This is a genomic window from Serratia sp. FS14 (assembly GCF_000695995.1).
Lineage (GTDB): Bacteria > Pseudomonadota > Gammaproteobacteria > Enterobacterales > Enterobacteriaceae > Serratia > Serratia nematodiphila.
The window spans coordinates 2,829,324-2,855,996 of the sequence record NZ_CP005927.1 but is presented as its reverse complement, the minus strand read 5'-3'; the positions used below and the strand labels follow the sequence as shown (position 1 = coordinate 2,855,996).

Genomic DNA, 26,673 nt, shown 5'->3' with positions numbered 1-26,673 from the left:
AATATAGAACATAACATTGCGCGACATTGATTGTTAAGAGAATCCGTTTATGCATTAGGAATTTACTTATGATAAAGGCAGGATAATGCTTTTTTCGCCCGTGGCGGCGGGGTCATCGCAGACCCTATTAAACAGAGTATAACCATATTCATTTTATTGTAAAAAAACTTGCATAAAAAAACGCTACACTTTATGGCAGTAAGTGATTCCCGCCCTTTCATGTAGACGGCAACAAAAAAGAAGAAGGCGAACCCATCGGCCGCCCGTGCAAGAAACGCCAGGTAGGATTAAAGATTTTTCAGGAGTGATGCGCAGCGCAGAGAGATAACGCGGCATCGTTGACGAGCGGGATGAATTATATTTTTTTGATCCTCATCAGCTTTTTGGCCTCCAGGCAGGAAACCAATCCGAGGTGATCTTTTTTTAGCTGCTTGTCGCTCCCAAGAGGAAGAATGACTTTGAACGTTTGCAACTTACCGTGATTATTATAGATATCAAAGACTATCACCGGCGGGCCATAACCCAGGATCATGCAGTCTAAAAACCGCAAAACGGCGCACCCCAAGCGGCTCCTGGCCTCGCGGATGATTTTATCCGCAAGCTCATCATACCGGAAAGGTCTTTCCGGTGTCGTCAATACCTTCATAAGGTCTCCCTTCTGGTATATATCATTCCGATTTAAAATAATAACCTCATAAAACCGCCGCCGTTCAAGGCGAGTGAGATATAACAATCCAGACTTCGGCAATATATAATCTAACGATGCAAAATCAATCTAACAAAACACACAATAGTATAAAAAACAACGCGAGTTTTATTGAAAAAATGACCTGATTTGCAATAATGAAATGGCCTGAAGTAAAGGGCTAACTGAAAAAGGAGTTTCAATCATGAAAGAACTATCCGCAGTAGAAATTGAACAAGTTAACGGTGCTGGTTTTTTTGGTGACGTAGGCACACTGATTGGCAGTGCGGTAGGTACAGGTATTGATACCATTTCCGCGATTGCCGGTGTTAACCCGGATGCCAAAACCGTTGTCGGCACCATCGGTAAAGGTATTGGTCTGGCTGTCGATGCGCTGATTTCCAGCGGATTGCAGATCATCTCTAAACTGTAATAACAACTCATAATCATCCCTTCCTATTTTTTAATTCGCTTCATTTTAAGCACCTTCGCGGGTGCTTTTTTTTACTTCAAAGAATCAAAAAATAGATAAGGTCAGAAAAACCAATATCCAAAAAAACAGGCTGGGTATCACCATGATAAAAAAACCCATGCGTTTATTGGCGTTTTTGAGCATCCAGTCATAGATCATCGCACCACTCCTTGTGAATACCAGGAGGCATTTCCACCTCCCGGTATTTTATCCATCAAGTTTTTGATTACAGTTTCGGCACTTTGGAAAAGAAGTCCGCCATTTCGTGCGGGAACCCTTTCGCAATCGCCGGACGAAGATCGTCCATGGAAACATTAAAATCTTTCGGCTGCTCGCCCGTTTGCATTTTTTGGTGTGCGTTCACATTCGATTGCAGACCATTAAAAATGCCCTTCATATTGCCGAACATATCATCACAAGATTTTGTCACATTACTCATGACCGACTTGGCCGCATCCGGCCCCGACATTTGAATATTGCTGACGCCTTGCATAAACGGTTGACTCAGCGACGATTGGGAATTGGTGCCCAAATTGCCGCCGGCCTTCATGGTTTCTAAAATTTTGGCTGGATCTAACATGTTTATCACCTCTTTACGGTTGTGTTTACATCGCTTTCGGGCACGAGAATCCTCGCAACGCCCGTGACCAAAGTGGGAAATCTTTCATCGTCGAGCGCAATTCCAGTTTGAGCACGCCCACCACCGACGACATCGACATCGTCAGCTCTCGCCTGTCGCTGGCGAGCGGCACGGGATTGCTGGCGTCGAACATCCGGAACAAGGCCCAGGGCCCGTCGAAACTGGCGACCTGGATCTGGCCGGTGCCGGTGCGGAAGGTGAGTCGAACATAGCTGCCGCCTTTCGGGCCCGGCCAATCGATACGGGTAGGCTGGCTGAAACCATGGCTGTAGTTAATCACCTGCCCGTCGATATCCAGGGTCGCTTCCGTAATGGTCGGCGTCAGGGACAACGGCCTGATGAACATGGAGAAAGACAGCTTGTCGCCGGCAGTGAAGAAGGTATCGCGGATCAGGCGGGCATTTTCAAACGCGCCCAGCGTGCTGGCATTGACGATCCCCTCTGAACCCGGTTTGGCATTCCATTTCTGCGCGTTGACGTCCACATAAGGGGCCAGGTTCTCATCGAAGAACTGCTGCATCGCGCCGCTTTGGCCAAACATGCGCGAGAAGTCCTCGATGCCGACCTCCGCTCTGGCGTTGCGCGAGAATGGATAACGCCCGCTGATGCTGCTCTTGCACAAGCCGGAGGCCAGCGACGAAGCACCTTTGCTCAGGTTCTTTTGGCTCTGCTGAATCGTCTGGCTGTCCCCGACCTGCAACAAGTCCATCATCACGCTGCGCACCGGTTCCGGCTGGCGCGCCGCATCCAGCTGCAGACGCTTCAGCGTGCCTCCGGCGGGCACCACCTGGCCGCCGCGCAGCGAGGTGGACAAGGTGGTCAACTGGCTGTACAGCGCTTCGAAACTGCGGCTCAGCGGATCGTTGCTGGCGTTGGTGGTCTGCAGCAGCTGATAGCCCAGACGCCGCAGCAGCTCGAAGCGATCTTCCACCGCGCGTTCCGGCGTGAGACGAAAACGCGCGCGCTCACCGGAAATCTCGCCGAGGATGTCGCGCCGCTGCTGCTCGATGCGGTTGCGCTGGCGATCGAACCAGCTTGCCGCATCGCCCTGGTTGGTGCCGGTCATGCTGGTTTCGCGCGCGGCGAAACGCACCAGATTGGCCAGCGGGAAAGAAGGGTCGGACAGTTGACGCGCCAGGATCGCCGCATCCTCAAGCCCGTTGACCGGCCGGGCGCGCACGTCGCGCATGAACGCATCCCATTTGTCGGCATACTCGATGAGGTAAAGCTTCCTCGCCTCGTCGGCCAGCTTCTGCGCCGAGGCCAGCGAGTTCACCGCGTTTTTCCCTTCCCCACTGTCGCGCAGCACCCAGGACTCTTCTTCAATCATGTCCTTGGCGGCGTCATCGAGCTGCGCCAGGAAAACGTCGCGATAGCTGGCGCGGGTATAGAACCCCGGCACGGCGGTATCGGTGACCGTCGCCTGGCTCTTGCGGCGCAGCATCAAGGAGACGTTCGGCCCGGCGGCGTCGGCCAACGAAATATCGTTGATCGCCGCCGGCAGCGGTTTCTCTTCGATGCGGCGCACCACCCGCACCTGCATCGGAATGTTCATCGCTTTCACCCGCGCCAGGCGCAGCAGATCGCCGTTCATCTTCATGACCGGCGCGTCCGGCAAAGAGAACATCTCCCGCAGATGGTAAGCGAAGATGCCTTTGTTCATGTCGGTGTACCCCTGCGGCATAAAGGTTTCCCAGCGCGCCATGAACCAGTCGACCAAGGCTTCGGCGGAGCGGTGCGAGGGTTCCCCCATCATCAGGTACACTTTCAGGGTGCCGTAGACGTCCTTGTTGGACGCCGAGACGTCATTCTTGAGTTCGTCAGCGATATAGTTTTCCACCGCCGGCCAGAAGATCTGCAGCAAATGGCGTTGGTAGGTTTTTTGCGCCGCGCTGTTGATCAGCTTGTGCTCGAAATAGGGATTCGGCACCGGCGACACTTCGCCGCCCAATTGCGCGTTCATGTAGCCCAGCTGCTCATAGGCGGAAATGACATCGTCGCTGACGCGGTTAGTCACCGGAATTTCCCGCACGATGCGCTTTGTCTCATCGAAGCGCGCCGCAATATAGGAGATGTAATCGCTCTCCCACAGGTAACGCATCGCCAGCAGGTTAAACGAGACCGCCAACAGAATGAGCACCAGCACATAGCGGCCCAGGGAGCTCATGCGGCTGCCGAGCGGCCTGGCGTGCGAAGACTGCTGCATCACCCCGCGTTCTTGCCGGGCGTAATCCAGCTCCGGGTGATAAATGCGCCCGGTCGGGCGAGCTTCATAGATATCCGCCGCTTCCGCGTTGTAGATCGCCCCCTGCGGCGGCAAGGCGATGGTGCTGCCCAGCCAGACCTGCTGCAGATGGCAGGCGTAGCCCACCGGCGTTTGCGGGAAGATCTGCTCTAACAGGGAATACAGCGGGTTGCCCAGCGACCCCAGCGACTCGGTGAAGAACAGCAGCTGCTGGCGGTTTTGGCCGTCCGGCGCATCGTGCAACAGTTCGAGTACGTGATGGCTGACGCGCGCCACCATCTCCCGGTAGAGGGTTTCATACTGCTCGAAGGGGGTTTCTCCCTGTTCGGCGCGGTTCAGGCTGAAGCCCATGCCTTTTTGCAACAGATCGTCGCCCAGCATCGACAGGAAGGTCTCGCCGCCGACCAGTTGATCGAGGTGGCTGATGGTAAGATAGACCGGCAGCTCGCTGCGGAACCACGAGGCCATCTCCAGCAGGCGCACGCGCAGCGCGTCGGCGACCGACTTTCTCTCCGTCAGCGAGGCGTGCAGCAACCAACGCGCATCCAGACACAGCATGATGCCGTCGATGCCCGGATGGCGGCGATGGCGGCGGATCAGTTTGAACAGGGTGTCGCGCGCCCTGGCGCCCTCTTCCCCCAGGCCGTTCAACTGCAGCCATTCGCCGGAGGTGTCGACATACACCGAATTCTCCGCCAGCCACCAGTTGCAATCCTGGGTCGGCCCGACGTCCACCGTCTGCTGCAGTCCATAGTGCTCGGCCAGCAAGAAGCGTTCGCCGCTTTCGCCGATCAGCGAGGTTTTGCCGCTGCCCGGCGGCCCGATGACCAGAAACCACGGCTTTTCGCTGACGTAACGGCGCGCCAGGCGGTATTTGAAGCGCTGCCAGGGGGTGCGCTGCTTCGCCGTGCCGACGTACTGCAAGGTGCGCAAGGCGTCGTAAAAGCGCGAGGTCACGCGATCTCGCTGGGCGGTCTTGCGTTTGGCCGGGGCCGGCGCTCGCGCGTGGCGGAACACCCAGGATAAGAACGTCGCCACGAACGGCCACAGCGCCCAGCACAGGATCAGCGCGATGATGATGCCCCTGACCCAGACCGACAGCAGCGGCCGATAGGTGCCGATGGCGATCAACGGCCCAATCCACCACACCACCGCACACAGCAGCAAGGCAATCACCAATATGAATGATCTACGTATCATATAATTTCCTTATTATCTCTACGCCGGCGGATGTCTTAGTTATCCTCGGGGACCTCGGCGGCTACCCCTGCCTGATTTAACGTTGCAGACGGTGAAGCCATCTCCCTCTCGCCGATTTTCCAAAGGATGTCCACGCGGCGGTTGCGGCGGCGCCCTTCTTCCGTCGCGTTGTCGTCCAGCGGCTCCTGATCGCCCTTGCCGACCGATGTCACGGTGCGGTTGTATTTACTGTTGGCCAAGGATTCGCGCAGCTTGTCGGCCACCGTCTGCGCGCGCGCCTCGGACAGTTTCAGGTTGGAGTTGTTGGAGGTGTTGCGATACGGTTTGTTGTCGGTATGCCCTATGACCTCCAGATCGCCCGGCCACGGCGCCAGCGCTTCCCCCAAACGCTCGATGTTGCGTTTCTTTTTAAACTCTTCCGACAGCTTCGACTGCCCGGTGGCGAACGCGCCGTCGGAGGTGAAGATCAACAGCCAGCCGCGCGGATCGGCGCGCACCTCCAGCCACCCTTCGCTGAGGATTTGCGGCAGCGGCTGCGGCAGCGTCTCCATGATGTTGATTTTGCGCGGCTGCGGCGGCGTCCAGGCCAAAATGGCGTTGCGCAGCGCGCGGGACTGATCGTGCAGATACCAGGCGGCCGAGGCATACGCCAGCAGCGCGATGGCCAGGCCGTAGCACAGCAGCTTCAGCGGCGTGATGCGGGTCGCCTTGCGCACCACTTTGCTCGGCTCGGCATCGGCCAGCGTCTGCGTCGGGTTCTGGCTGTACAGATAGCCGTCAAGACGGTTGCGCACGTCGGCCAACAACACCGCGCCGCGTTCCATCACGTGATATTGCCCTTCGAAGCCCAGCGACAGGATCAGATCGTAAAACGCCAGGATCTCCTTGTTGCGCGGCGAGGCGGCCAGATAGGCCTGCAGATGCTCGAAGCACTTTTCCCCGCCCCAGGCGTCGCGATAAAACTCCACCAGCAGGCTGAGATTCAGTTCGCCGGATTCGAGCGTGCTCATGCAGCACTCATCCACGTAGGAGCACAGCAGATAGGCCAGCTTGTCCACATCGCTCGGCGCGATGTGATCCGCCAGCAGCGTCTGCTGAAATTGTTGGATCTCGCGCACGATCTGCGCGCGCACCGCGCCCGGATTCAGCTGTTTCTGATCGCGCACCCGCTCCACCTGCAGCAGGACCGGGATGGCGGCGGCGATCAGCGGGTTGTCCCAATGGCCCATCATCACGCCGGGCTTGCTCAGCGCGGCGCGGCCAAACAGCCCGCTCGAGGTCGGCGCCGCCTCGGCCGGGCGCTCGCCCGGCGCGGGCTCGCTGCTTTCCGGCGCAACGCTTTCCGCTTCATAAGGCTTGGGTTCGGGGGGCGTCGCCAGCCCGGCGCTTCCCGGCCGCAGCTTGGCGGCCAGCGCCCGCGCGCCGAAGGACAGCGCGGCGATCTCCGCCGTCGTTTTGCCCACCGAGCCGGACGCGGGAAGGCGCGGCGTCGCGTTGTTGCGCGTTACCGCCATCGCCTCGCGTATTTTTCTCTCGAATTCGTTCATCCCACCCTCCCTTGCCTTAATCCCCAGACGTCAAAACGCAGGTCGGGGAAATCACCCACGATGCTGAGCGCCATCGCCGAGCCGGCCATCATTTCCTTATAAATCGGGTCGGCATGATCAACCTCGAAATAGATGCTGTTCGGGTAATACGGTATGTGCCGCGGCGGCGAAGCCATCGGCAACAAGCGAGCGCCCGGTAATTGCAGATCGATCAGCTGAATGATTTTCTCGACCGGCCCCAGTTTGACCTGCGCGGGGAAATACGAGCGCAGATGCTCGATGGACAAACCGCAGCTGACGGCGAACACCAGTTTTTCCAGGCGCAGCTGCGAGTCGTTCGGGCACAGATAAATGCTGTCGCCGCGATCGGTAAACGGCAACGCCACCGCCGGCGCTTCGATCACCAGCGACAGCGCGCGGCGAATCGAGGCGAACAGCTGGAAGTAGCAGTTGTGCGGTTCATCGTGCAGATACACCAAATCGGCCCGATCCCAGAGGCGTTCGCCGCCGGGAATGATGCTGAGCCGCCCCAGCAGGCTCAGCAACGTGTCGAACAGGGTTTCAGGATGCACCTGCGGGCTGGCCAGCAGTTGGCTGATGCGCAAATTGAACTCGCTCAAGGTTTGCAGCAACAGCAGTTCCAGCAGCTCGGAAAGCCCGCCGATCGTCATATGCACGTCCGGGCGAAAAACCGACTCCAGACGCTGGCTGATCAGCCCAAGCAATTCGGTGGTGAAAGCGGGCAGCCAGCCGATGGCGCGGAAATCCAGCATCGGCGGCAAGGCGCGCTCATCCAGCAGCACCCGACGGTCGCTGGTCAGCTCGCGCACGAAACCGACCGGCAGCACGCTTTCCGCGCTGCTGACCGCGTCCTCCAGGCTTAGCCGCGTCACCAGGCTGCCCAGTTGCATCGTGCACACGCGCGGCGTTCCCTCCAGGCTGACGCCGTGGTTGCGATCCGGCACCTCGGCGTCCATGGTGCGAAAACGGCTGCTTTTTCGCGCATCCTGGATAAGATCGATCTGGGCGTTGCCGGCGATGTCCATCAGCACGGACAGGCACACCACTTTCCCCTGGCAGCCTTCTCCCAGCACCAGCGGCGGCGGCAGCGGAATATCCTCAGGCATGCTGAACGCCGTGCCGTCGGGGAAAACGCCCTTGGCTTTCTTCAGCGCAAACTTGCCCTGTTCCAATAGCCCGTTGTCGATCTCCAGCGTCAGGAACCCCCAGGTGAAGGTTTCGACGCTGCGCAAGCGCGCTTCAATCAAGTGCTCGAAAAAACGTTCCTGCTGCTGGAAATGCTGCGGTTCCATCAACATGCCTTCTACCCAGGCGACGCGTTGTTTAGGTAACATGTCATTCATCCATTTTGTCGTTAGTCACTATGCTGAGTGACGTCATCCCCACCATCACCTTCATTTGCGAATCAGCCTGCGCAGGGGACTTTTGCTCGGCGAGCGGCAACACGCCGCTGATTTGCTGAAACTCCGCCCCGACGACGACCCATCGCTCTTGCCCCGCCGGCACCTCGAAGCGATAACGCAACGTCTCCCTCGGTTGCAAAATGCTCTGGTGCCGGCTCAGCGCCCCTTCCGACGGCGCCGTCTCGCGGCAAGGAGCGCCGTCGCCAATCCCCTCGGGCATCCACCCCGAGCGATTGGTTTCTATCACGCATACCTTGACCGGTTGCGCCTCGCCGGCCGCATTCGGGTTCACGTTGTCGTTGGCGGTCACTTCGACGTCGATAAACCGCAACCGACGCCCCGCGTCCGCTGCCTCGTCGTGAGAAAACCAGCTGCATCCGCCGAGCATCCCCACCGCCAACAATCCCCCTGCCGCGACTCCCCGAAGCGTCTTCACCATGTTGAACTCCTATGCATTAACGAAACATTTGGTCTGGCTCGGCGCGACCTGAGTGGCGACCATGTTGTTATTGTTCGTCGTGCTGGAATCGCCTAGCCGCGTGACCGGCATGCCGCCGGTGAAATACTTGCCCGACCCCTGCACCGGCTGCATCTGGGCCGAATGCGTCCCGGAGGCGGCGCCGATCACCCCGCCCGAATCGACGGTGGCCGCGCGAATGCTGCCGAGGTTCTGTTCATTGCCGCCGCAAAGGAAACAGTTAGGCACGTTCGGTATGCCGGTGTTGTTGGGCGCGGTGTTCGGGCCCGGCACCGGTATCATCGGGTCACAGCCGGCAAAGCTGATCCCGGCCATGTTGTTATTGGCTGCAGTCATGGTGGTTTACCCCATATGTATCTGGCCGCCGTCGATCTTCAGCACCGCCGAAGACTTCAGAGAACCAATTTCACTGTTGATGACGAGGGATTGCCGCGCATCCTGAATGATGTGCTTCGCCAGCACCTCGTCGGTTTCCTCCACCCGCCGGCTCGCGTGCTTGCTGCGCACAAACAGGCGTTGAGAGATTTGGTGCAGCGTTTCGGCCACCCAACGGCTGCTGCGCGTCAGCAGCGTGAAGTGCGGGCTGCGCAGCGTCAGCCGCTTGCCGCCCTGCAGCTCGATCTCCGGCGCCACGATGCGCAAGTTGGCGCAGCGGCTGTCCAGCGTCATGACGGCGTGCGCCTGTTGCCGCGACAGGATCTCGGTGATGACCAACTTGTCGCCGTCGGCGATGACGCAAACGCGATCGCCCGCCAGCGGCTGAACCAGGCAGCTGGTGGCGACCGCCAGACAATGGGCTCGCATGCCGTCGACATACAGACTGCCGTTGGCGTCGGCCGCCAGCGTCACCACCTTGCGCCCCCCTTGTTCGGGAAGCGGAGCGCTGCGCACCAACTGCAAAGGCGTCACCCTGGCGTTGGCATAGACCTTCTGATGCTCTCTTCTGGATTTATACATATCTGCTTACTCCTGTTGGCCGTTGATACGACGGTTGCCGCGGCCCCGGTTGTTGATGCGCATACCAGGCGTCGATCGCACTCAAGAACGGATCGGCGGTAAGCGGCACGTTTTCGGCGCGATGACGCTGCGCGCCATGCAGGCGAGCGCTCTGTTGCTGAGCGGCGGTCAACGGCTGTTCGATCAGGTTCGCTTCCCGCAGTTCGGCCTGCTCAAGATTGGCTAACGCCAGATCGCACGCCCTGAATTCCGCTTGCGGCAAGATGGCGCGCCCCCAGTTGGCGCCATTCATCGCGCATTCGCTGAACCGGGCCTTCTGCCCCTGCGCCAGGGTCAGCGTCGCGCGTTCGAAATCGCAGCGCTGTACCTGCGCTTCGGCGAAGATCGCCGAGGTCAGATCGCTGTCGGCGAACGAACACCCCTCCAGCTCGCTGCGGTGAAAACTGGCGCCCTGCAGCTGTAGCTGCGCCAAAGTGCAGCCCGACAGGCGGCAGGTGAACCAGATGCGCGCCTGTCCCGCGATCGTCTGCCAGCTGCACGTCTCCAGCTGACAACTGCCCATCACCTGACGATCCAGGGTCGATGCCTGCCACAGGCACTGCGTGAGTTGGCAGGCGTACCAGTTGGCGTCCTGTATCACGTCCTGGTGAAACATCAGGTTGGTCAGGGTGCTGGACTGCACCGCCAGATGCCCCAGGCTGCTGCGTTCAATTTCCGCGCCGTTGACCTCGCACCGGATCAAACCGCAGTCATCCAGCAGACAATCGCCGACGTAACACCCCTGCAGCGCGGTGTCGTTGCACGCCAAATTGCACAGCAGCCCCTGTTGCAGCGTCAGGTTGTCAAACCGGCATTCGTTGAACGACAGGCGCATCAGGCTGCCACCGACCACGTTGACCTGCTGCAGGGTGCAGCCCTCAAAGCGCACCGCCCGCAAATCACAACCTTCAAACGTGACACGTTCGAAATGACAGTCGATGAAAAAGCAGTCGCTCAGCGTCAACCCTTTCAGCTCGCGATCGTGGAACCGGCGTTTCTTGAAGATCCGCGGCATGGGCGGCGTCTGCGCCACCGCCTGGGCGACCTCCAGTTCGATCGCCTCTCGGTCAGGCAGCGCCTGTTGAATCACGCGGCTTTCAGTTTTCATGCGCATAGTCCCCATGAATGATTCTGCGCGGCACCCAACACGCACGCTCCAGCAGACAACCGCTGAACCGCGTGCCGGCGTCCTGCCAGGTCATCGCCAGATGCGCCGCCGCCAGATTGCACTGGTCAAATGCCGCATCGCGCAGATCGGCGTTATAAAACAGGCCTTGCTGAGCGCTGCTGTTTTGCCAACGTGAGTGCGTCAACAGGCTGTCTTTAAACCGCACGCCGGCCAGATCGCAGCCGGCGATCGCGCAGGCCGTCAGATCGGCCTCGTCAAAGTTGCATTCAGTGAAAACGCTGTACTGCAGTTGGCACCTCTCCATACGCGCCGCTTTCAATCCCACTTTGGTGAAACAGCTATCGCTGAACACGGCGTGGGAAAAGTTCGCCTGCATGCCCGCCGTCAGGCTCTCGACACGGCAGCGTTCGAACCGCACGCCGCGCCAGTTGCCGCCAAGGAACGAGTTTTTGGTGAGCGTCATCTCCAGCGCAACCGCCTCTTCGGCGAGGCAGCGGTTAAACACGCACGCGTCCAGCTCGCCTTGCAGAAACTGCGCGCGGATCAGCGTCGCGCCATTAAACATGCCGTTGCCGATCGCCGCGTGTTCAAAGCGGCTCGCGGTGAAATCGCCCCGCTCGAAAACGCAGTTATCCAGCTTCACGTGGTCGGCGCGCAGGCCTTGCCCCTGAGGCTCCGCCAGCGTCACCCGTTCGAAGACCGCCTCTTGCCACACGCTTTCCGCCAGCAACGGCTTTTGCAGCGTGCACGAGATCATGCGGATCTGGCGCAGCGCCGCCTGCGTCAGGTTGACCCCATCAAAAACGCAGTTTTCGAAGGTGCAGTTCTCAAAAGAAGCCTGCGAGAAATCGCAGCGCTCAAAGCGGCACTGCAGAAAATGCCTGCCCGACAGCGCCTCGCAGCGCAAACCGCTGAAGGTCTTTCCTTCCACGGTCGCGCTATCGGGGAAAAACGCGTCATTGCCGTCTTCGGCGGGAAGATCCGGCAAATCGGGCAGCGTCACGGAGGCGGGCTCCGCCGCCGCTTGTTGCTGGTGCAAAGCGATCGCCTCGCGAATGCGTTGATAGAACACGGCGGAATCGCCCAGAGAGGTGGGCGACGGATCGTAACGCAAATCGCTGGGGTGATCCGACACCGCCTGGATGACGTTCAACCCCATCTCCGCCGGCATCAGATCCGGATCGAACAGAAATTCAAAGGGCGAGGCGTCATCGTCGCTACGCTTGCGGAATACCTGTTGGAAATAGTCGAACGAGCGCGGCGCATCGCAGCGATCCAACGCCAGCATGACGGACTCGATGGACTCGTCCAGCAGATGCGTCAACGACGCATTGCCGGTGAAGATAAGCAAAGCGATGTCGCTGTCGGGCAGGAACCACAGCGTTTTGCGCTGCAGCTCGATTTCCTCGAGGCTGTCGCTATCGTGACGGCGGATGAACGCCCGTCCGCACACCGCCGGCAGCTCGCCGCGAATCGCCTCGCTTTGCGCGCCGACGCCCTGCAGCTCGAAGGGCACCCGATCCGGCCACGCCGCTTCCGGCAACCACTGCGCCGGCGGCGCCATCTGGAAATAACGCCGATCGATATTGGCCGGCAGCCCGGGGAATACCGTCTCGAGATAGGCTTTGCCGGCGATCTGGCCCGCCACCTTATCGATGTGCGCCTTGCGCAGCGCAAACTCGTGCGGCACCGGCGCCGGCGCCGCCAGCGGAGAGCGCTCCTGCGCGGTCCCCTCGGCGGACAGCGTCATCAGCAGCGGCCGCAGCCCGTCATTGCAGCCGCGGCCAAACGGGTTCTCCTTGTTGTCTTTGCCGCCCCAGGCGGAGGTGTGATCCAGCGGCACGCTGAGGAAGGGTTCCACCTCCATCGCGCCGCGCCGTCCCTCGCCCTCGACCCGCCAACGGCGCTTCAGCCCGCCGATGTCGGCGCTGACATTCAGCGTTTTCACCGGCTGACCGATACCGGCATGGCCGGCGATCAGGTATTCGGCGAACGGCTTCGGCTCGGCAACATCCAATATCGGCAGGCTGAGTGGCACGCGCTTCCACGCCTCCCAGATTTCGGCTTCGTTCACGAAGTGTTCAGGCCGGGACAGGTAGCATCCGGCCACGACGCTGATGCCGAGCCGGCTGTCTGTCCCGATCTGGTAACTTCCTTTAATCGCCACCAATTGCTGTGGCCGTATAATTCTCATTGCCGCGCCTCGTTAGTTTTTGCTTTGCATCCCGACTTTTTTCAAATCGACGCCGGTCTCGGACAGTGACGCGCCGGTATAGCTGATCGACACCCCTGTCGTGCTGGTGCTGCTGCCGGTATTGCTGACGCTGCTGCCGGTATTGCTGACGCTGCTGCCGGTGCTGCTGACGCTGCTGCCGGTGGTGCCGACGCTGCTGCCGGTGGTGCTCACGCTGCTGCCGGTGGTGCTGATGCTGCAGCCGGTGGTGCTGGTCGACGATCCGGTGGTGCTGATGCTGCAGCCGGTGGTGCTGGTCGACGATCCGGTGGTGCTGACGCTGACGCCGGTAAAGCTGGTGCTGCTGCCGGTCTGGCTGGTGCTGACCGTGGTGTAGCTGTTGCTTTCGCCGGTCATGCTGTTGCTGATGCTGGTGAAGGAGTTGCTTTCGCCGGTCATCGAGTTTGATACGCCGGTGCAGCTGGTGCTCTGCCCGGTAAACGAGGTGCTCAGCCCGGTGAACGAAGTGCTCACGCCGGTAAATGACGTGCTCACGCCGGTGAACGAGGTGCTGACGCCGGTAAACGAGGTGCTCACGCCGGTGGCGGTGAGGCTGACGCCGGTCATCGACGCGCTGACGCCTTTAATCGAGGCGTCAAACCCGGTAATGCTGAAGACGTAATCCTTGTAAGAGACGTGGTTGGTGAACCAGTCCGTAAAGGTGCGGCGGATGATGTCGAACTTGTCCATTCCCACCTCGGTGGCCTGGTTGCGCTCCACCGTGGTTTGCAGATCGCGTTCGGCATGCAGCATGACGCGTTCGTTGTTGCGGTTGTCATCGAAGGTCAACTGGCTGGCATGCTGCGGCTTGCCGAAGCGCAGCGAACGCGACACCATGCCCGAGTAGTTGATGTATTCAGGCAACTGATAAGGCGGCGGGTTGTCGCCGTTATACACAATCCCGGTCACCATCGGACGATCGAGATCGCCGTCGACATAGGTCACCAGCACTTCCTGGCCGACGCGGGGCATGGCGATCACGCCCCAGCCTTTCCCCGCCCAGGCCTGCACCACGCGGATCCAGCAAGAGCTGTCTTCCTCGGTGGTTTTGTAGCGATCCCAGTGGAAATGCACGCGGATGCGCGCAAATTTGTCGGTATGCACTTCGGAGTTGGGCGCGCCGACCACGGTGGCGCTCTGGATGCCCGGCATCTGCGGCTTTGGCGTTTCGCGCAGCGGGCGGAACGGCACGTCGTCGTTCAACGCATTGAAACGGCAGGTGACGTTGCGGCCGTCGCTGCTGCTGTCCGGGCCGTCTTGCACGAACACATAGTCGCAGCGAGTCAGCTTGAAGCGGCGGTTGCGGTTGGCGTCCGGGTGCAAAATCAAGGAGAAATCCTTGCCGGCCATCAGCCCGACGGCGTTGCTCTCGCCAAACAGCAGATGGCCGTCGCTTTGCATTTCTTCCAGGCGCAGCCGCGCCAGGTTTTCACCGCGTTCGGTATCCACATAACCCGCCGCGTAGTCGTACCACTCCAGCGGGGTGTTCTGCAGGCCGAGGCGGCTCTCTTCCACCTTGGTTTGCAGGTTCTTGCGCGGGTTCTGGAAGTCAAAGTCGCGCAGCACGATTTCATTCGGGCGCACTTTGCGGGAGCGCTGGATGCGCTGGATCCCTTCGCGGATGGCGCGGTTTTCTTCGCTGTCCGGCATGAACGGCAACACGGCGTAACCGAAATCCAGATCGTCGAAATTCTGCCGGTCGGTGATCACCAGCGTGTGTTTATCCTCGGCGTGATCGAAGTAATACCAGATGCCTTCGTCTTCCAGCAGGCGGCTGATAAACGCGAAATCCGTTTCGGAAAACTGCACGCAATATTCACGCGTCGGATAAGTGCCTTGAATATCCAGACGGTAGTCGGCAAAACCGTAGCGCGAGAAGATTTGCTCGATGATGTCGAGCACGTTCAAATCCTGGAAAATGCGGCTGTTGCGGTTTTGCATCAAAAACCACAGCCAGGTGCTCAGCTCCAGCTTATAAACGAACTTATCCTGATGCTGCCCCGAATCGGAGGCGCCGATCACGTAAGCGTAAAACGGCCGCGCGCCGAAATCCGGCCTTTCTATTTGAATGCTGATCCCTTGACCCAGCAGAGATTCATAATCAACGTCCGCCTGTTCACATTCGAATTCGAGCGTATATTGCGAGTTGCTCGACAACCCTTCTTTGGTGGTGAAGCTGAGTGGAAACGCATTTAATTCGGCTAACACCGGGTTATCAATTTCGATTAAAGGCATAACAACCTCTCTGATCCGATATCGAACCCCGCCCCGTGTTTACGGGCCGGCGGCAAATTAAAAATCAGTCGAAATAAACACTTAAACTATCGTTCTCGACCATGAGTTGGATATTCTGCAGTTCCTGTCCCGTCCGTTTGCGCTGCAGCACTTCATTGCTGATGGGCGGCAAAATCGCCTGCTGCAGCAGCGACTCGACCGCTCTGCCGCGCGAAGGATGGGCGCTGATGCGTTTGGCTATCCAGCCTGGAATGTCGCCTTCCAGCACCAGCGACACGCCCACTTCTTTGTGCAAACGCTGTTGTAAACGCGAAATCTGTTTGGTGGCGATATGGGTTATCGCTTCGGTAGAAAGCGGCACGTAGGGAATGACGTTCATGCGCGCCAACAGCGCCGCCGGGAAGAAGCGCGCCAGCACGTCGTGCAGCATCGGCCGCAGCGCTTCGGTTTTCAGATCCGGCGTTTCCGCCAGCGTGGCTTCTATTTCGCCGGCGCCGATATTGCTCGTCATTAAAATGAAACACTGGCGGAAGCTGATCATGCGGCCCTCACCGTCTTCCATCACGCCCTTGTCGAAGACTTGATAAAACGCCTCGTGGATATCGGGATGCGCCTTGTCGAATTCGTCGAGCAAGACGATAGAATAAGGTTTGCGGCGCACCGCCTCCGTCAACTTGCCGCCCTTGCCGTAGCCGACATAGCCCGGCGGTGCCCCTTTCAGGGTGGAAACGGTATGCGATTCCTGAAACTCGCTCATATTGAAGACGATCAGGTTATGCGCGCCGCCGTACATCGCCTCCGCCAGCGCAAACGCGGTCTCCGTTTTGCCAACGCCGCTCGGGCCGGACAGCATGAAAACGCCCAATGGCCGATCGTGCGCCTGAATGCCGGCGCGGGAGATGCGCACCGCCTGCGCGATTTCATCGATCGCCGTCTGCTGGCCGAATATCTGGCGGCTCAGCAGTTGGTTAAGATTGAGCGCATTGTCCAGATCGCTTTGCAGCATGCGGCCGGTGGGGATGCCGGTCCAATCCGACAACACCTCCGCCACGACGCGGTCATCCACCCACGGATACACCAACGGCAGGCCACCGTCTTGCAAGGCTCCCAGCTCGGAGGCCAACTGCGGCAAGCGCTCCGGCGACTGCCGCTCCGCGTCGAGCAAGGTGGTGACCGCCTGTTGCTCCTGCGCCTGCCGCTGACGCAGCGCAGCCAGTTCGCCTTCCATATCGCTGAGGGTCTGCTGCAATTCAGTGATGCGGCTGAGCGCCAGATCGTCGAATTTGCTTTCCTCCTGCAGGCCGTTCATTTCGGTGCGCTTCACCGCCAACCCGGCCTCGAGCGACTCGATTTTTTCAGGCAGCGCATGCTGGCTCAGCGCCACCCGCGCGCAGGCGGTGTCCAGCAAGCTGATGGCTTTGTCCGGCAGTTGTCGCGACGGCAGATGGCGCAGCGACAAATGCACCGCCGCCTGCAGCGCCGACTCGCGGATCTTGACGCTGTGGTGCTGCGCAAAATGCGGGGCGATGGCGCGCATCATGTTCACCGCATTCTCTTCGTCGGGTTCAGAAACCAACACGTACTGGAAACGGCGCGTCAGCGCGGCGTCCGGCTCGATGAACTGTTTGTATTCCGACCAGGTCGTCGCCGCCACCATGCGCAGCGCCCCCCTGGCCAGCATCGGTTTCAACAGGTTGACGGCGTCGCCGGTACCGGCCTGCCCGCCGGCGCCCACCAGCGTATGCGCCTCGTCGCAAAACAGGATCACCGGCACCGCCGAATGCGCGATGGCGTCGATCAGCGCTTTCAGGCGCGATTCGAATTCGCCCCTCATGCTCGCCCCGGCCTGCATGCGCCCCAGATCCAAAGACAGCAGCCGGGCGCCCTGCAGCAGCGGCGGCACCTGCCCCTGGGCGATCTTGCAGGCCAGCGCTTCCGCCACCGCCGTTTTGCCGACCCCGGCTTCGCCCACCAAAATCGGGTTGTTCTGCCGGCGACGCAGCAAGATGTCGATCACCTGGCGCAGCTCCGCTTCGCGGCCAATCACCGGATCGATTTCACCGTCGCGCGCCTGGCGGGTCAGATCGGCGCACCATTTATCGAGAATATCGACCGTCTCGGACGTCTCCGGCGCATCGCCGTGGGCGCTGTAGACCTCTTCTTCCTCTTCCTCATGCTCGACGGACTCCGCCAGAATCGCCGGATAATCGTCGAACAGCTGCGGGATCGGCAGTTTTTTGAACTCGTCGCTCAGCCGGTACAGGCTGCGCTGCAACGTGGGATCCTGCAGAATGCCGACCAGGATATGAATGGTGCGCACCCCGCCGGACGGCGTTTCGGCGAGCTGGCTCATCAGCAGCCCTCTTTCCACCACCGTTTCCAGTTGCGTCGACAGATCCACCACCGCATTCGTCCGGTTAGGCAAGGTATGAAGTATGCGATCCAACGCATCGCTGATGCGCTGACTGTTGATGGCGTAGTGCGCCAGGATCAGCGGCAGGTCGCCGCGCTCCTTGTCCACCAGGACTTTCAGCCAGTGTTCCAGCTCCACGTATTCGTGCCTGAAGGTTCGGCACAGCTTGGTCGCTTCGACGAACGACTGATAGGCAAAGTGGCCCAATCGCGAAAAAAGACGTTCTCGTTGATACACCTTAAATTTCCTTATATTAAGTTGTTGATTGATAAACCAGCTGCCTAAACGTCCCTGTCTTAGGTTTCAGCCAGCTGTCTTTACTCAGCGACTTGCCGCCCAGCTGCGCCGCCATGCCCGGCTCCGTGGCGATCAGCAGGCTGACATCCAGCATCAGCTGATGGCTCGTAAAGTCATGACAGATGCTCACCAGCGCCTGCAGCCGCCGGCTGCCGCGCTGATACTGCTGATACTGCGGGGCCCCCAGCGGGCCGATCTGAATATGCGCGCCGTACTGGGCATCGAAAAAGCGGCTGCCGATGCGCGTGCTGCCCAACTTGCCCAGCTTTTGGCTGCCGCTTTGCTTGCCGTCGTCGATCCACTTGGCGTAGCGCGGCGTAATCGTGATGGGAACGGCGAAATAGGCCGCCAACATCTTGTTGAGCTGCCGCAGCGAGCGGCGACCGGGCAGATAAGTGCCGGGGTACGCCTCGCGCAGGCGCTGGATATGCGGGTTCACCGTCAGCGCCGTATCGACGCCCACCGTCTGGCGCAAATGGCGCAAGAACGGGTTTTTGTCATCGTCATGCTCATGGCCGATCATCGCCTTCAGCTGCGCCCAGGCCCGGTAGTGCAATACGGCGAAGCGCTGGCTGACGATGCCGACGAACTGCTGGAACGCCTGGTTGCGTCTGGCGATGACTTCGGTGCGCGCGTGCTCGGTCACATGGATCGGCAGCGGGCCGTAGGGGGCGAACATGCCGAAATGCCGCGCCTGAATCAGCACTTGCTTAGGGCGCTGCACGATAGAGGCGATTTCACGCGAAGCGAACGCCATATCCGCCGGCTGGGTAATGCAGAGCCTTTCGCGGCTGCGATCGTTGGAGACGCCGAGCCGCGGCGCATCCGGCTGCGCGCGTTCGATACGCCGCAGCAGCTCGAAAAAATCCTGTCGATTGGACAGCCCGCGGATTTCGGCCTGGCCCGCGCTTTCGCTTTGCGCCCCCGGCGTCGGCGCCTGTTCCAACGAGAGCGCCGTTTCACGCATCAACGACATATCAGCCATAGTAGAGCGCCCCCCAGTCGGCGTGGGTTTCCCCATCCAGCAACAGCTTCATGCTTAACGTTTGGTTCAGGTCGCCGTATTGGCTCAACGCGTGGTGCAATATTTTGCCGAACAGATAGGCGCCGTGGTCGGCATGATGGTTGGCGCTTAAGTTGACGGCGATCTCGGCCCCGCGGATCCAGGCCAGCGGCCCCGGCCCCTGATTGCGTTCGAAGTGGTGCTCCACCCAGGCGTTTTTGATGCTGGCGATGCGCTTGCGCTGGCTGGAGTCATCCTGATGGCAGAACAACGACAGCCAGTCGCGCAACAGCGCCGAACAATCCTGAACGTCGGGGCGCGCATGGCGCAGAGGATTGGAGGCCAGCATCTGAATCGCCTGCCACGCCTGGCTGATGTTCGGTACCGCGACCGGGTTGCTCGGGTAGCGGACGATCTCCACCTGGTGGATCGGCATCGCCGTTTCCAGCTGGAAATGCGGCTGCTGAAGGTGCGCCGGCACCAGATGCCGTTCGCATACCAGCGCCTCGACGCTGAGCGACGTGATGTCGTCGATGTCGATGCCGCTTTTGCCCGGCGAGATGGCGATGAAGGTATCTTCGTTGGGCAGGTGCGGATTGTTGTACTTGGAGGGCGACGGCTCCCGGCGACGGTGCAGCGTATAACCGGCCGGCTCCCGCTCGCAGTCGTACTGCACGTCGGCCTGCAGCGAAGAGAAAATCACCGGGTTGCCGTCGGGCAGCATGCCTTTCACCTGTTTTACGCTGTGTATCTCATACAGCGAGGTGTTCAAACGATCGACCACCAGCTGGTGCTCCGTGCGCTCATCCGTCAGCAGCACCGGCGAGCAATGGCGGCGATACAGGTTGATGACCGGGGTCGCGAAAAGATGAAAATCCCTGGCGTTGACGCGACCGATCAGAGTGAGTGGGCGTTGCTCCAGCGCGAACAAGATCTCGAACTCGTGAACGCGTTCACATTGGCGCAGAAAATCCTGCACGCCATGCAGCTCCAGGCTGAAGAAGCGGCTTGGCGCGGCGAAGTATTCACGCATCAGCCGGTTGCCGGGCAATTCCCCCACCACGGTGGGCAACAAGGCTTCTTCATCGCTGACGCCGCCCAGGCGCAAGCTGCCCGGCGGCAAGACTTTGACGATTGGCCGGTCGTCGCTTTTCGCCCATAGCACGATGCGCAAGGTGCGATTAAGCAACGCGGCCAGCAGTTGATTGGCCCGCACCGTATCTTCCGCCAGCGTCAGGTGCAGCGGCTCGAGATCCAGCTCCGAGACGGGAAGCACGCCGTGCGTCGTCAGGCATATCCTGACGTAGGCCGAGCAATCCTGCATGTGTCTGGCGGCGCCGTCAGGCAAATGGTGCGGCGGCAAAATCTCGCATTCCGCCAGTGAAATCTCAACCGGCTGTACTTTAATATGCCGCGCCGTGGTGAACGTGGCGGGTTTGTTGTTCAGCGAGATATCGTTGAGGGTCATGCGGCTCCCGCGCGGCAGGTCAACCTGGCTGTGCCACTGGGGAAAAGAGAGATCGGGCTTAATCGCGACGGTGGCGATCGCGGGAACCGGCGTATACCACAGCGGCGCCAGGCGTGAGAGCATTTGCAGGGCAAATTCCGGCTGCTCATTGTTCAGCTTTTCCTGGATGCGGGTGCAAAGGAACGCGGAGCCCTCCAACAGACGCTCAACGAAAGGATCCAGCACGCCGTCGATATGCATGCCTAAATGCTGGGCGACCTGGGGATGAGAAGAGGCGAACTGACGACCGGCCTCGCGAAAATAACGCAGCTCATCATTATATAATTGGAGAAAGCGCTCACTGAACATAGTCACCCCTATTAATCAAATACGTGTACGGCGCCACAGGAATAATCAAGAGCGATGCGCAAATTAACCAGCATTTCGTCACCCGGTAATGAGCAGGTGCCATAAATATCGAATAAAATCGCCAGCACATACGATTGGCGTTCATTCACTACAGGCACCACACGAATCGTTTTCGGATCCAGACGCGGCTCAAACGAAGTAATGATTCTTTGTATATGTCTCGCCAGCGTTAACGGATCGGTATTAATCGGTATGCGTTGGCTCAGCGACGGCAGGCCATAATTCAATACCGAACTTTCGCTGTGCGCATAATCATGAAGTTTCAAATCAGCGCTGCGCGATGCGTCATTCAGTAAAAATTCGATATCACGCACCAAAACACGCCTCCAATTATCGGCGCTGGCGCTTTGATGTCTCACGCTGAGCTTATCGAATAGCATGGGCAATGACGCTTTCATTTAACACCTCGCGATAAGGCTTATGTCTGCCCGCAATCGCTGCGGGCAGACAGCCTGCAATTAGTGTTGTGACATCAATGATCAGATACGGGCATTAAGCTTGAGGTCATACCCCGTCTTAATTACCGCACCCATGGAGCCATCATTGTTTTGCTCTTTGTACTCAACTTCGATACGTGCGAAATTCAGCTTGATAACGTCGGTTGGCAGCACGGTATCGATTTCAGTACCGATGGTGGAATTCAGCGGCATATTACCCACGGTCTTGAATGAGGAAACCAGGCAGTTGCTGAAGGTCACGGCAATGAAGTCTTGCTGACCCTGGCCTGATTTACGGCAAACAAGTTTTGCCTGAGGAATATGCTCGCCGGTGGCGCACATCAGGAACAGTTTCGGCGAAGCCTTGTTGCTCACCATGCGAAACTCAAAGTCTTTCATCTCGACTTTGCCTGAACCGCCGCCGCTCCCGAACCCCCAACGGCCGGCGTTTTCTTCCGCCCATTGCCAGGCTTGCAGCTGAATCCAGCCAGGGTAGGTTTGGTCGGGTGATTCACCATCAACACCCTCAATTTTCAAAAAATAGTCTACTAAAGCTTTCGTGCTCATTTTTTGTCTCCTTGACTGATAGGTCTACTTCGTTAATTGAAAAGTCTATTCAGATAAGTCGTTATATTGCCTACGCGATCATTGAAATAGCGACAATGAGAACCCATTAGCCATTAATAAATAGCAATAGCGTAAAAAACAGCGCCACTAAATTTCAATGAAATATCAATTCCCACCAACGCCATTTAATAATTAACGTCGGCAATATCCAAACCAATGACCAGCCGTAACTTATCTGCTCCCATCTTTTTTGGCTGACGGAAGTTTTGATACAAGTCGCAAGGACACGGTCATGCCTTCCAACTGGTAATGCGGGCGCAAATAGAAATGCGCGCGGTAATAACCCGGATCATCTTCCACATCCTCAACGCGCACCTCGGCGGCGGCTAATGGACGACGCGCCTTGGTCGCCTCGGTCGATACGGAAGGATCGCCATCGACGTAGTTCATCAGCCAGTCATTCAGCCACAGCTGCATATCGTCTCTGGAACGGAAAGAACCGATTTTGTCACGCACGATGCATTTCAAATAGTGCGCGAATCGGCACGTGGCGAAAATATAAGGCAAGCGCGAAGACAGCTTGGCGTTGGCCGTCGCGTCGGGATCCTCGTATTTCGCCGGCGCGTGCATGGTGCAAGAACCGATAAAAGCGGCGAAATCGGAATGCTTGCGATAGACCAGGGGCAAGAACCCGGCGTCGGAAAGCTCTTGCTCGCGCCGATCGGAAATGGCCACTTCCGTCGGGCACGTCAGTTCATATCCGCCCTCATCGGAAGGAAACGCGTAGGCGGGCAGTTCTTCCACCGAGCCGCCGGATTCGATGCCGCGAATCTTCGAACACCAGCCGTACTCATGGAACGCGCGGTTGATGTTGACGCCCATCGCATACGCCGAGTTGGCCCAGGAAAAATCATCATCCACATCCGGCCTGACGGACTCCTCGAAAGCGAACTCTTCGATCGGGTTGGTTTTCGCCCCGTAAGGCAAACGCGACAGGAAACGCGGCATCGTCAACACCAGGTAACGCGAGTCGTTGCTTTCGCGCAGGCGGCGCCAGGACGCATATTCCGGCGTGGTGAAAATCTTGCCGATATCCCGCGGGTTGCCCAGTTCGTTCCACTTGCTCATCTGCAGCAGCGACGGCGACGCGGCGGAAATGAACGGACAGTGCGACGCCGCGGAAATTTTCGCCAACTCGGTCAGCAGCGTGACGCTCATCGGGCTGTGATCGAATTCAAAATCGCCGATGATGCAACCGAACGGCTCGCCGCCGAACTGACCATATTCCTGTTCGTAAATCTGTTTGAACACCGGGCTTTGATCCCAGGCGGAACCCCGATAGCGGCGCAAATTGCGCGTCAGCTCATCCTGACTGATGTTCAACACCCGGATCTTGAGCGTTTCGCTGACGTTGGTGTTATCGACCAGATAACTCAGACCTTGCCAGGCGGACTCCAGCTTCTGGAACTCCTTGTGGTGCAAGATATTGTTCATCTGTTGCGAAAGCTGTTCGTCGATCTGGGCAATCAACGATTCAATGGTCAATACGACATCCTGGCTGACCTTGACCTTGCCTTTGTTGGCATATTCGGACAGCGTGCCGATAGCCCGACGAACCGCTTCCGAAGCCTCGTTCGTTCTGGGCCGGAATGAACGCTTGAGCAAACCGTCAAGCTCATTTTCCGTGTCCTGCGTTTCAACTTCAGCGACTGCCGTAGCCTGCTGCTTAGCCGAATAGCGTCGTTGCCTCGCTCTCATTCCTCATCTCCTTTATTGCCGGGATCCTGCACATCCTGTTCCGCATCCGCGACCGTTTTACGCGCATCCGTCACCAAACGATGCAGAAAATCGGGTTTCTCCAGCAGATTCTTCACCACTTCTTCCGCGCTGGATTTACCATCCATATAGGTGATCAGCTCCGTGAGATGCTCCCGGGCTTCAAGCAGGCGTTGCATCTGCGGAACCCGTTTGGCGATGGCGCCAGGCGTGAAGTCATCCATCGATTCAAACTCCAATTCCACGTCCAGCAACGCATCGTCTTCGCTCAGGGTGTTCTCTACGTAAAATTGCAGACGAGGCTTGATGGCGCGCATGCGATCGTTGAAGTTGTCCTGATCAAAGGTCAGGAATTTCCGCTCTTCGATCGGCAGCAAAGGCTTTTTCCGATGCCCAGAGAGATCGGACATGACCCCCGTAACAAAGGGCAACTCCACTTTCTTTTGTGAACCGTAAAGCTCTACGTCATATTCAATTTGCACGCGCGGCGCGTTATTTTTACCGATAAATTTCTGAGAGCTTGAGTCCTTAGCCATTGGAAAACTCCTTTGTGATAAAAATTACTTCCCGGACAATTGATTTAACGAGGCCAGAGATTCCGGCAAAAGCTCCTCAACAATCGTCGCGAAGTCCATACCGATCATTTTTTGTGAACGTCGAATAAGAATGGGGGCCGGATGGCTGGGCTCATAGTTTTGGAAATAGTCCAAAACCTGATCCAACAGCAAGATGACATCCTGCCGGGAACGGATATATTTGCCGGGCATGGCGACAGGCGCGTCAGCATCCGGCGAGTCAATCTCCGCGTCATCCCGTTCAGCCGGCAATTCCTGCTGTTCCAGTGAAGCCAGCTGGCGGCTGAACTGTTTCAAATAGTCGCGTACCTGCCGGCAGTCCAAACGATAATCTTCAGCCTGCAGATTGGCGTAATTCTCGACGCGCTCCAGCGCATCGATTTCCAGCGCCAATTGCTCTTTCAGCGAAGGCAGATTTCTGCCGGCAAAATAACTGTCGGCTTGCCCCAGCACCTTTACCACCTCTGAAAAATGCAGGCTTTTGCCTTCCTGCTCGTCAAGCCGCATATTCAGCAGCTCGTCGGTGGTTAACGGCGTGTCGGGAAAAATCTTGCTGTTCTTGATTTCGTGCAGACAGGACGATGTGGCGAGCCACCCTAATGCGGCCGCATGAAAGCTGTCCGATGAGGGTTCCATGTCCGCCTGAGGGAAAATGGTGGCGCCCTCCTCGGCATATTTGGCGTCAATATCCTTAATGCCCTGGTAGAAGGCCGAAAAACCGTCGATATGAAGATTGGCGCGCATAAACCACAGCACGACATGTAAATCGAAGCACTGTTCCAGCAACGCGGCAGACTGCTCGCGAATGGCGTGCCAATTAATATCACGCGCATTGTCTACGGCATTAAGCGGATCGGTTTGGCTGTCATATTCCGAAAGCGTGAATTCAATTTCACTGTATCGTGGATCAAATTCGACGCCATTCACTTCCGTTGAGATGACTTCATTCATGGCCTGATATCCTTTTCAATCAGCACTAGAAACATAAAGCCTAATAAAGCGGGCTTTTACGTTCGCCAGTCTTTCCCAGAGTCCTTTTAGCGTAAGTTAGTCGTCACCAAGCTCGCAAATTGTTTAGATGTATTAATATTAACAACAATAATAGATTAAACCTATCAATAGAATCACAGTGATCGGTTTAAACTATTTTACATTTACATATTTATTTTTCTCTTTTTAAATCAATAAATTGCAAGCGATAATTATGCAAGCTAAGAATAGGAAAAAAATCAAAAACTGCCCTAAAAACAACGTTTCATCCTTGGTAGGATAATTCCAGTAATACCTCTGGATACAAATAATTTAATTAGCAAATGATAACCACAGTAAATAGTGAAATTTTTTCATAAAACCATGACAGCCAGTCGTTTCTTGCAAGCGGGTAGCACGCAATGATCAATAGAAGACGATGGCAGTGTGACTTTCATTTCCAGCACTCAGTACTTACACATGCGAAACCTGGTGTGAAAATAAACAATTTGGCGAGAGTTTTGATTATTAATTTTAAAGCTAAAGCACAGATTAACATTCCGCCGTGGTGCACCGAATACCTATTGGTACACAAACAGCCTGGTGGATAAAGCATCATTCTTTTATAGTTAACTCAGGGTAATGATCAGAATAATTTAAGATTCAATTCCCCTTCGTGTGTGTTCTCATACGGCTTACCGCGGCAAAAGCACCACTGCGGTAAAGAGTCTCGCAGACTAAAGTGGCATTAGAGATATCATTTACTATAACGGCAAAATAACCACGTAAGCGCTGCAACGACAGGAACCGTGTTAAGACCAGCGATCTGTTCCATATACAAGAAATGTTTCCCTAACTGATAAGACCACTAATTTGATACTAGCAAAGGCAAACCCAATATCAAGAAAAAATATTATTTTTTTAATAAAAAAATAACAAATCAATATACATAAAACAAACAATTCAATAACTTAAAACAGCGCTGAATCGATTACTTTTACGCCAGGAAAAATAGTTCATGGAAATTTACACCCACTCATAACCCCCTCAGTCAATCTCACTCATTCTCTTCGGCATTGAATTGTCATCAAAAAATAAGAAAATCTATAAAAATAAAACCCGCCACTGGCCGTGCGTCCCACAGGATCAACTTTCGCAAGGCAAAATAAGCAAGATAATTCCCAATAAAAAGGCCGAAAAAAAGCGTTAATGATTTAGCGGTTCAAAATAAAATAAAGGTAACTCTATTGGGTTATTAAAGCGAAAACGCGCACCTTTTCATTGCTGCAAAAAAACCTTATGAATCTTTACGTTGCCCGTCCTTTGACAATCATTGATGAAAACGCAAATCAGGTAGCCAACACATACAGAAAAGAGATGGGCTACGCGGCGGGCCAACCCTGCCGATGACTTTTCTCATCCCCGGTTCGGCCCGTGCGCGCAGGTTATTCCGCCTAAAAATCAGGCCGCATCGCC

General features: G+C 57.4%; 20 protein-coding genes. 1 reads left to right on the top strand and 19 read right to left on the bottom strand.

Annotated features, from left to right (window positions below; genetic code table 11):
• Nucleotides 1-355 precede the first annotated feature (355 nt).
• Nucleotides 356-646 carry a hypothetical protein gene (locus tag L085_RS12960; protein WP_004935318.1) on the bottom strand — a complete coding sequence of 97 codons (291 nt, stop codon included), beginning with the start codon at nucleotides 644-646 and terminating at the stop codon, nucleotides 356-358.
• Between the two features lie 244 nt (nucleotides 647-890).
• Here L085_RS12960 and L085_RS12955 point away from each other — a divergent pair, with 244 nt between their 5' ends.
• On the top strand, nucleotides 891-1,118 hold the full coding sequence (locus L085_RS12955; RefSeq protein ID WP_004935320.1) for a hypothetical protein: 228 nt from the start codon (nucleotides 891-893) through the stop codon (nucleotides 1,116-1,118).
• A 265-nt stretch (nucleotides 1,119-1,383) separates the two neighbouring features.
• Here the strand turns inward: L085_RS12955 and L085_RS12950 are convergent, their stop codons facing one another.
• From L085_RS12950 to L085_RS12865, 18 genes are all read right to left on the bottom strand, one after another.
• Nucleotides 1,384-1,737, bottom strand: a complete 354-nt coding sequence (locus L085_RS12950) for a DUF6277 family protein (RefSeq protein WP_004935323.1) — start codon at nucleotides 1,735-1,737, stop codon at nucleotides 1,384-1,386.
• A gap of 25 nt (nucleotides 1,738-1,762) precedes the next feature.
• The gene (gene tssM / locus L085_RS12945) at nucleotides 1,763-5,242 is read right to left on the bottom strand and encodes a type VI secretion system membrane subunit TssM (protein WP_044030913.1); all 3,480 of its coding nucleotides are present in this window, start codon (nucleotides 5,240-5,242) and stop codon (nucleotides 1,763-1,765) included.
• A gap of 35 nt (nucleotides 5,243-5,277) precedes the next feature.
• Nucleotides 5,278-6,789, bottom strand: coding sequence for a type IVB secretion system protein IcmH/DotU (gene icmH / locus L085_RS12940; RefSeq protein WP_044030912.1), 1,512 nt, complete (start codon nucleotides 6,787-6,789; stop codon nucleotides 5,278-5,280).
• Nucleotides 6,786-8,144 carry a type VI secretion system baseplate subunit TssK gene (tssK, locus tag L085_RS12935; RefSeq protein ID WP_044030911.1) on the bottom strand — a complete coding sequence of 453 codons (1,359 nt, stop codon included), beginning with the start codon at nucleotides 8,142-8,144 and terminating at the stop codon, nucleotides 6,786-6,788. Before tssK ends, icmH begins: the two co-directional genes overlap by 4 nt.
• Before the next feature lies 1 nt (nucleotide 8,145).
• Nucleotides 8,146-8,652, bottom strand: coding sequence for a type VI secretion lipoprotein TssJ (locus L085_RS12930; RefSeq protein WP_004935335.1), 507 nt, complete (start codon nucleotides 8,650-8,652; stop codon nucleotides 8,146-8,148).
• A gap of 9 nt (nucleotides 8,653-8,661) precedes the next feature.
• Complete coding sequence (locus L085_RS12925; RefSeq protein ID WP_004935338.1) at nucleotides 8,662-9,027, bottom strand: PAAR-like domain-containing protein; 366 nt, start codon at nucleotides 9,025-9,027, stop codon at nucleotides 8,662-8,664.
• A 6-nt stretch (nucleotides 9,028-9,033) separates the two neighbouring features.
• Nucleotides 9,034-9,648, bottom strand: coding sequence for a DUF3540 domain-containing protein (locus tag L085_RS12920; protein WP_021505818.1), 615 nt, complete (start codon nucleotides 9,646-9,648; stop codon nucleotides 9,034-9,036).
• Nucleotides 9,641-10,795, bottom strand: a complete 1,155-nt coding sequence (locus tag L085_RS12915) for a pentapeptide repeat-containing protein (RefSeq protein WP_226882927.1) — start codon at nucleotides 10,793-10,795, stop codon at nucleotides 9,641-9,643. The genes L085_RS12920 and L085_RS12915 overlap by 8 nt, the downstream gene beginning before the upstream one ends.
• Complete coding sequence (locus L085_RS12910) at nucleotides 10,785-13,010, bottom strand: pentapeptide repeat-containing protein (RefSeq protein ID WP_044030910.1); 2,226 nt, start codon at nucleotides 13,008-13,010, stop codon at nucleotides 10,785-10,787. The genes L085_RS12915 and L085_RS12910 overlap by 11 nt, the downstream gene beginning before the upstream one ends.
• 12 nt (nucleotides 13,011-13,022) lie before the next feature.
• Nucleotides 13,023-15,284, bottom strand: coding sequence for a type VI secretion system tip protein VgrG (gene vgrG, locus L085_RS12905; protein ID WP_004935351.1), 2,262 nt, complete (start codon nucleotides 15,282-15,284; stop codon nucleotides 13,023-13,025).
• 64 nt (nucleotides 15,285-15,348) lie between these two features.
• Nucleotides 15,349-17,934: a type VI secretion system ATPase TssH gene (tssH, locus tag L085_RS12900; protein ID WP_021505820.1), complete on the bottom strand. Its 2,586-nt coding sequence runs from the start codon at nucleotides 17,932-17,934 to the stop codon at nucleotides 15,349-15,351.
• A gap of 16 nt (nucleotides 17,935-17,950) precedes the next feature.
• Entirely contained in the window at nucleotides 17,951-18,979 is a 1,029-nt protein-coding gene (tssG, locus tag L085_RS12895) for a type VI secretion system baseplate subunit TssG (RefSeq protein WP_004935359.1), read from the bottom strand.
• On the bottom strand, nucleotides 18,972-20,813 hold the full coding sequence (gene tssF, locus L085_RS12890) for a type VI secretion system baseplate subunit TssF (RefSeq protein WP_015378390.1): 1,842 nt from the start codon (nucleotides 20,811-20,813) through the stop codon (nucleotides 18,972-18,974). The genes tssG and tssF overlap by 8 nt, the downstream gene beginning before the upstream one ends.
• Nucleotides 20,814-20,824: 11 nt before the next feature.
• Nucleotides 20,825-21,271 carry a GPW/gp25 family protein gene (locus L085_RS12885; protein ID WP_015378391.1) on the bottom strand — a complete coding sequence of 149 codons (447 nt, stop codon included), beginning with the start codon at nucleotides 21,269-21,271 and terminating at the stop codon, nucleotides 20,825-20,827.
• Between the two features lie 81 nt (nucleotides 21,272-21,352).
• Nucleotides 21,353-21,877: an Hcp family type VI secretion system effector gene (locus L085_RS12880; protein WP_004935369.1), complete on the bottom strand. Its 525-nt coding sequence runs from the start codon at nucleotides 21,875-21,877 to the stop codon at nucleotides 21,353-21,355.
• Between the two features lie 231 nt (nucleotides 21,878-22,108).
• Nucleotides 22,109-23,635 carry a type VI secretion system contractile sheath large subunit gene (gene tssC / locus L085_RS12875; protein ID WP_004935371.1) on the bottom strand — a complete coding sequence of 509 codons (1,527 nt, stop codon included), beginning with the start codon at nucleotides 23,633-23,635 and terminating at the stop codon, nucleotides 22,109-22,111.
• Nucleotides 23,632-24,189, bottom strand: coding sequence for a type VI secretion system contractile sheath small subunit (gene tssB, locus L085_RS12870; RefSeq protein ID WP_004935376.1), 558 nt, complete (start codon nucleotides 24,187-24,189; stop codon nucleotides 23,632-23,634). The genes tssC and tssB overlap by 4 nt, the downstream gene beginning before the upstream one ends.
• A gap of 24 nt (nucleotides 24,190-24,213) precedes the next feature.
• On the bottom strand, nucleotides 24,214-25,179 hold the full coding sequence (locus L085_RS12865) for a type VI secretion system ImpA family N-terminal domain-containing protein (protein WP_004935378.1): 966 nt from the start codon (nucleotides 25,177-25,179) through the stop codon (nucleotides 24,214-24,216).
• Nucleotides 25,180-26,673: the final 1,494 nt, after the last annotated feature.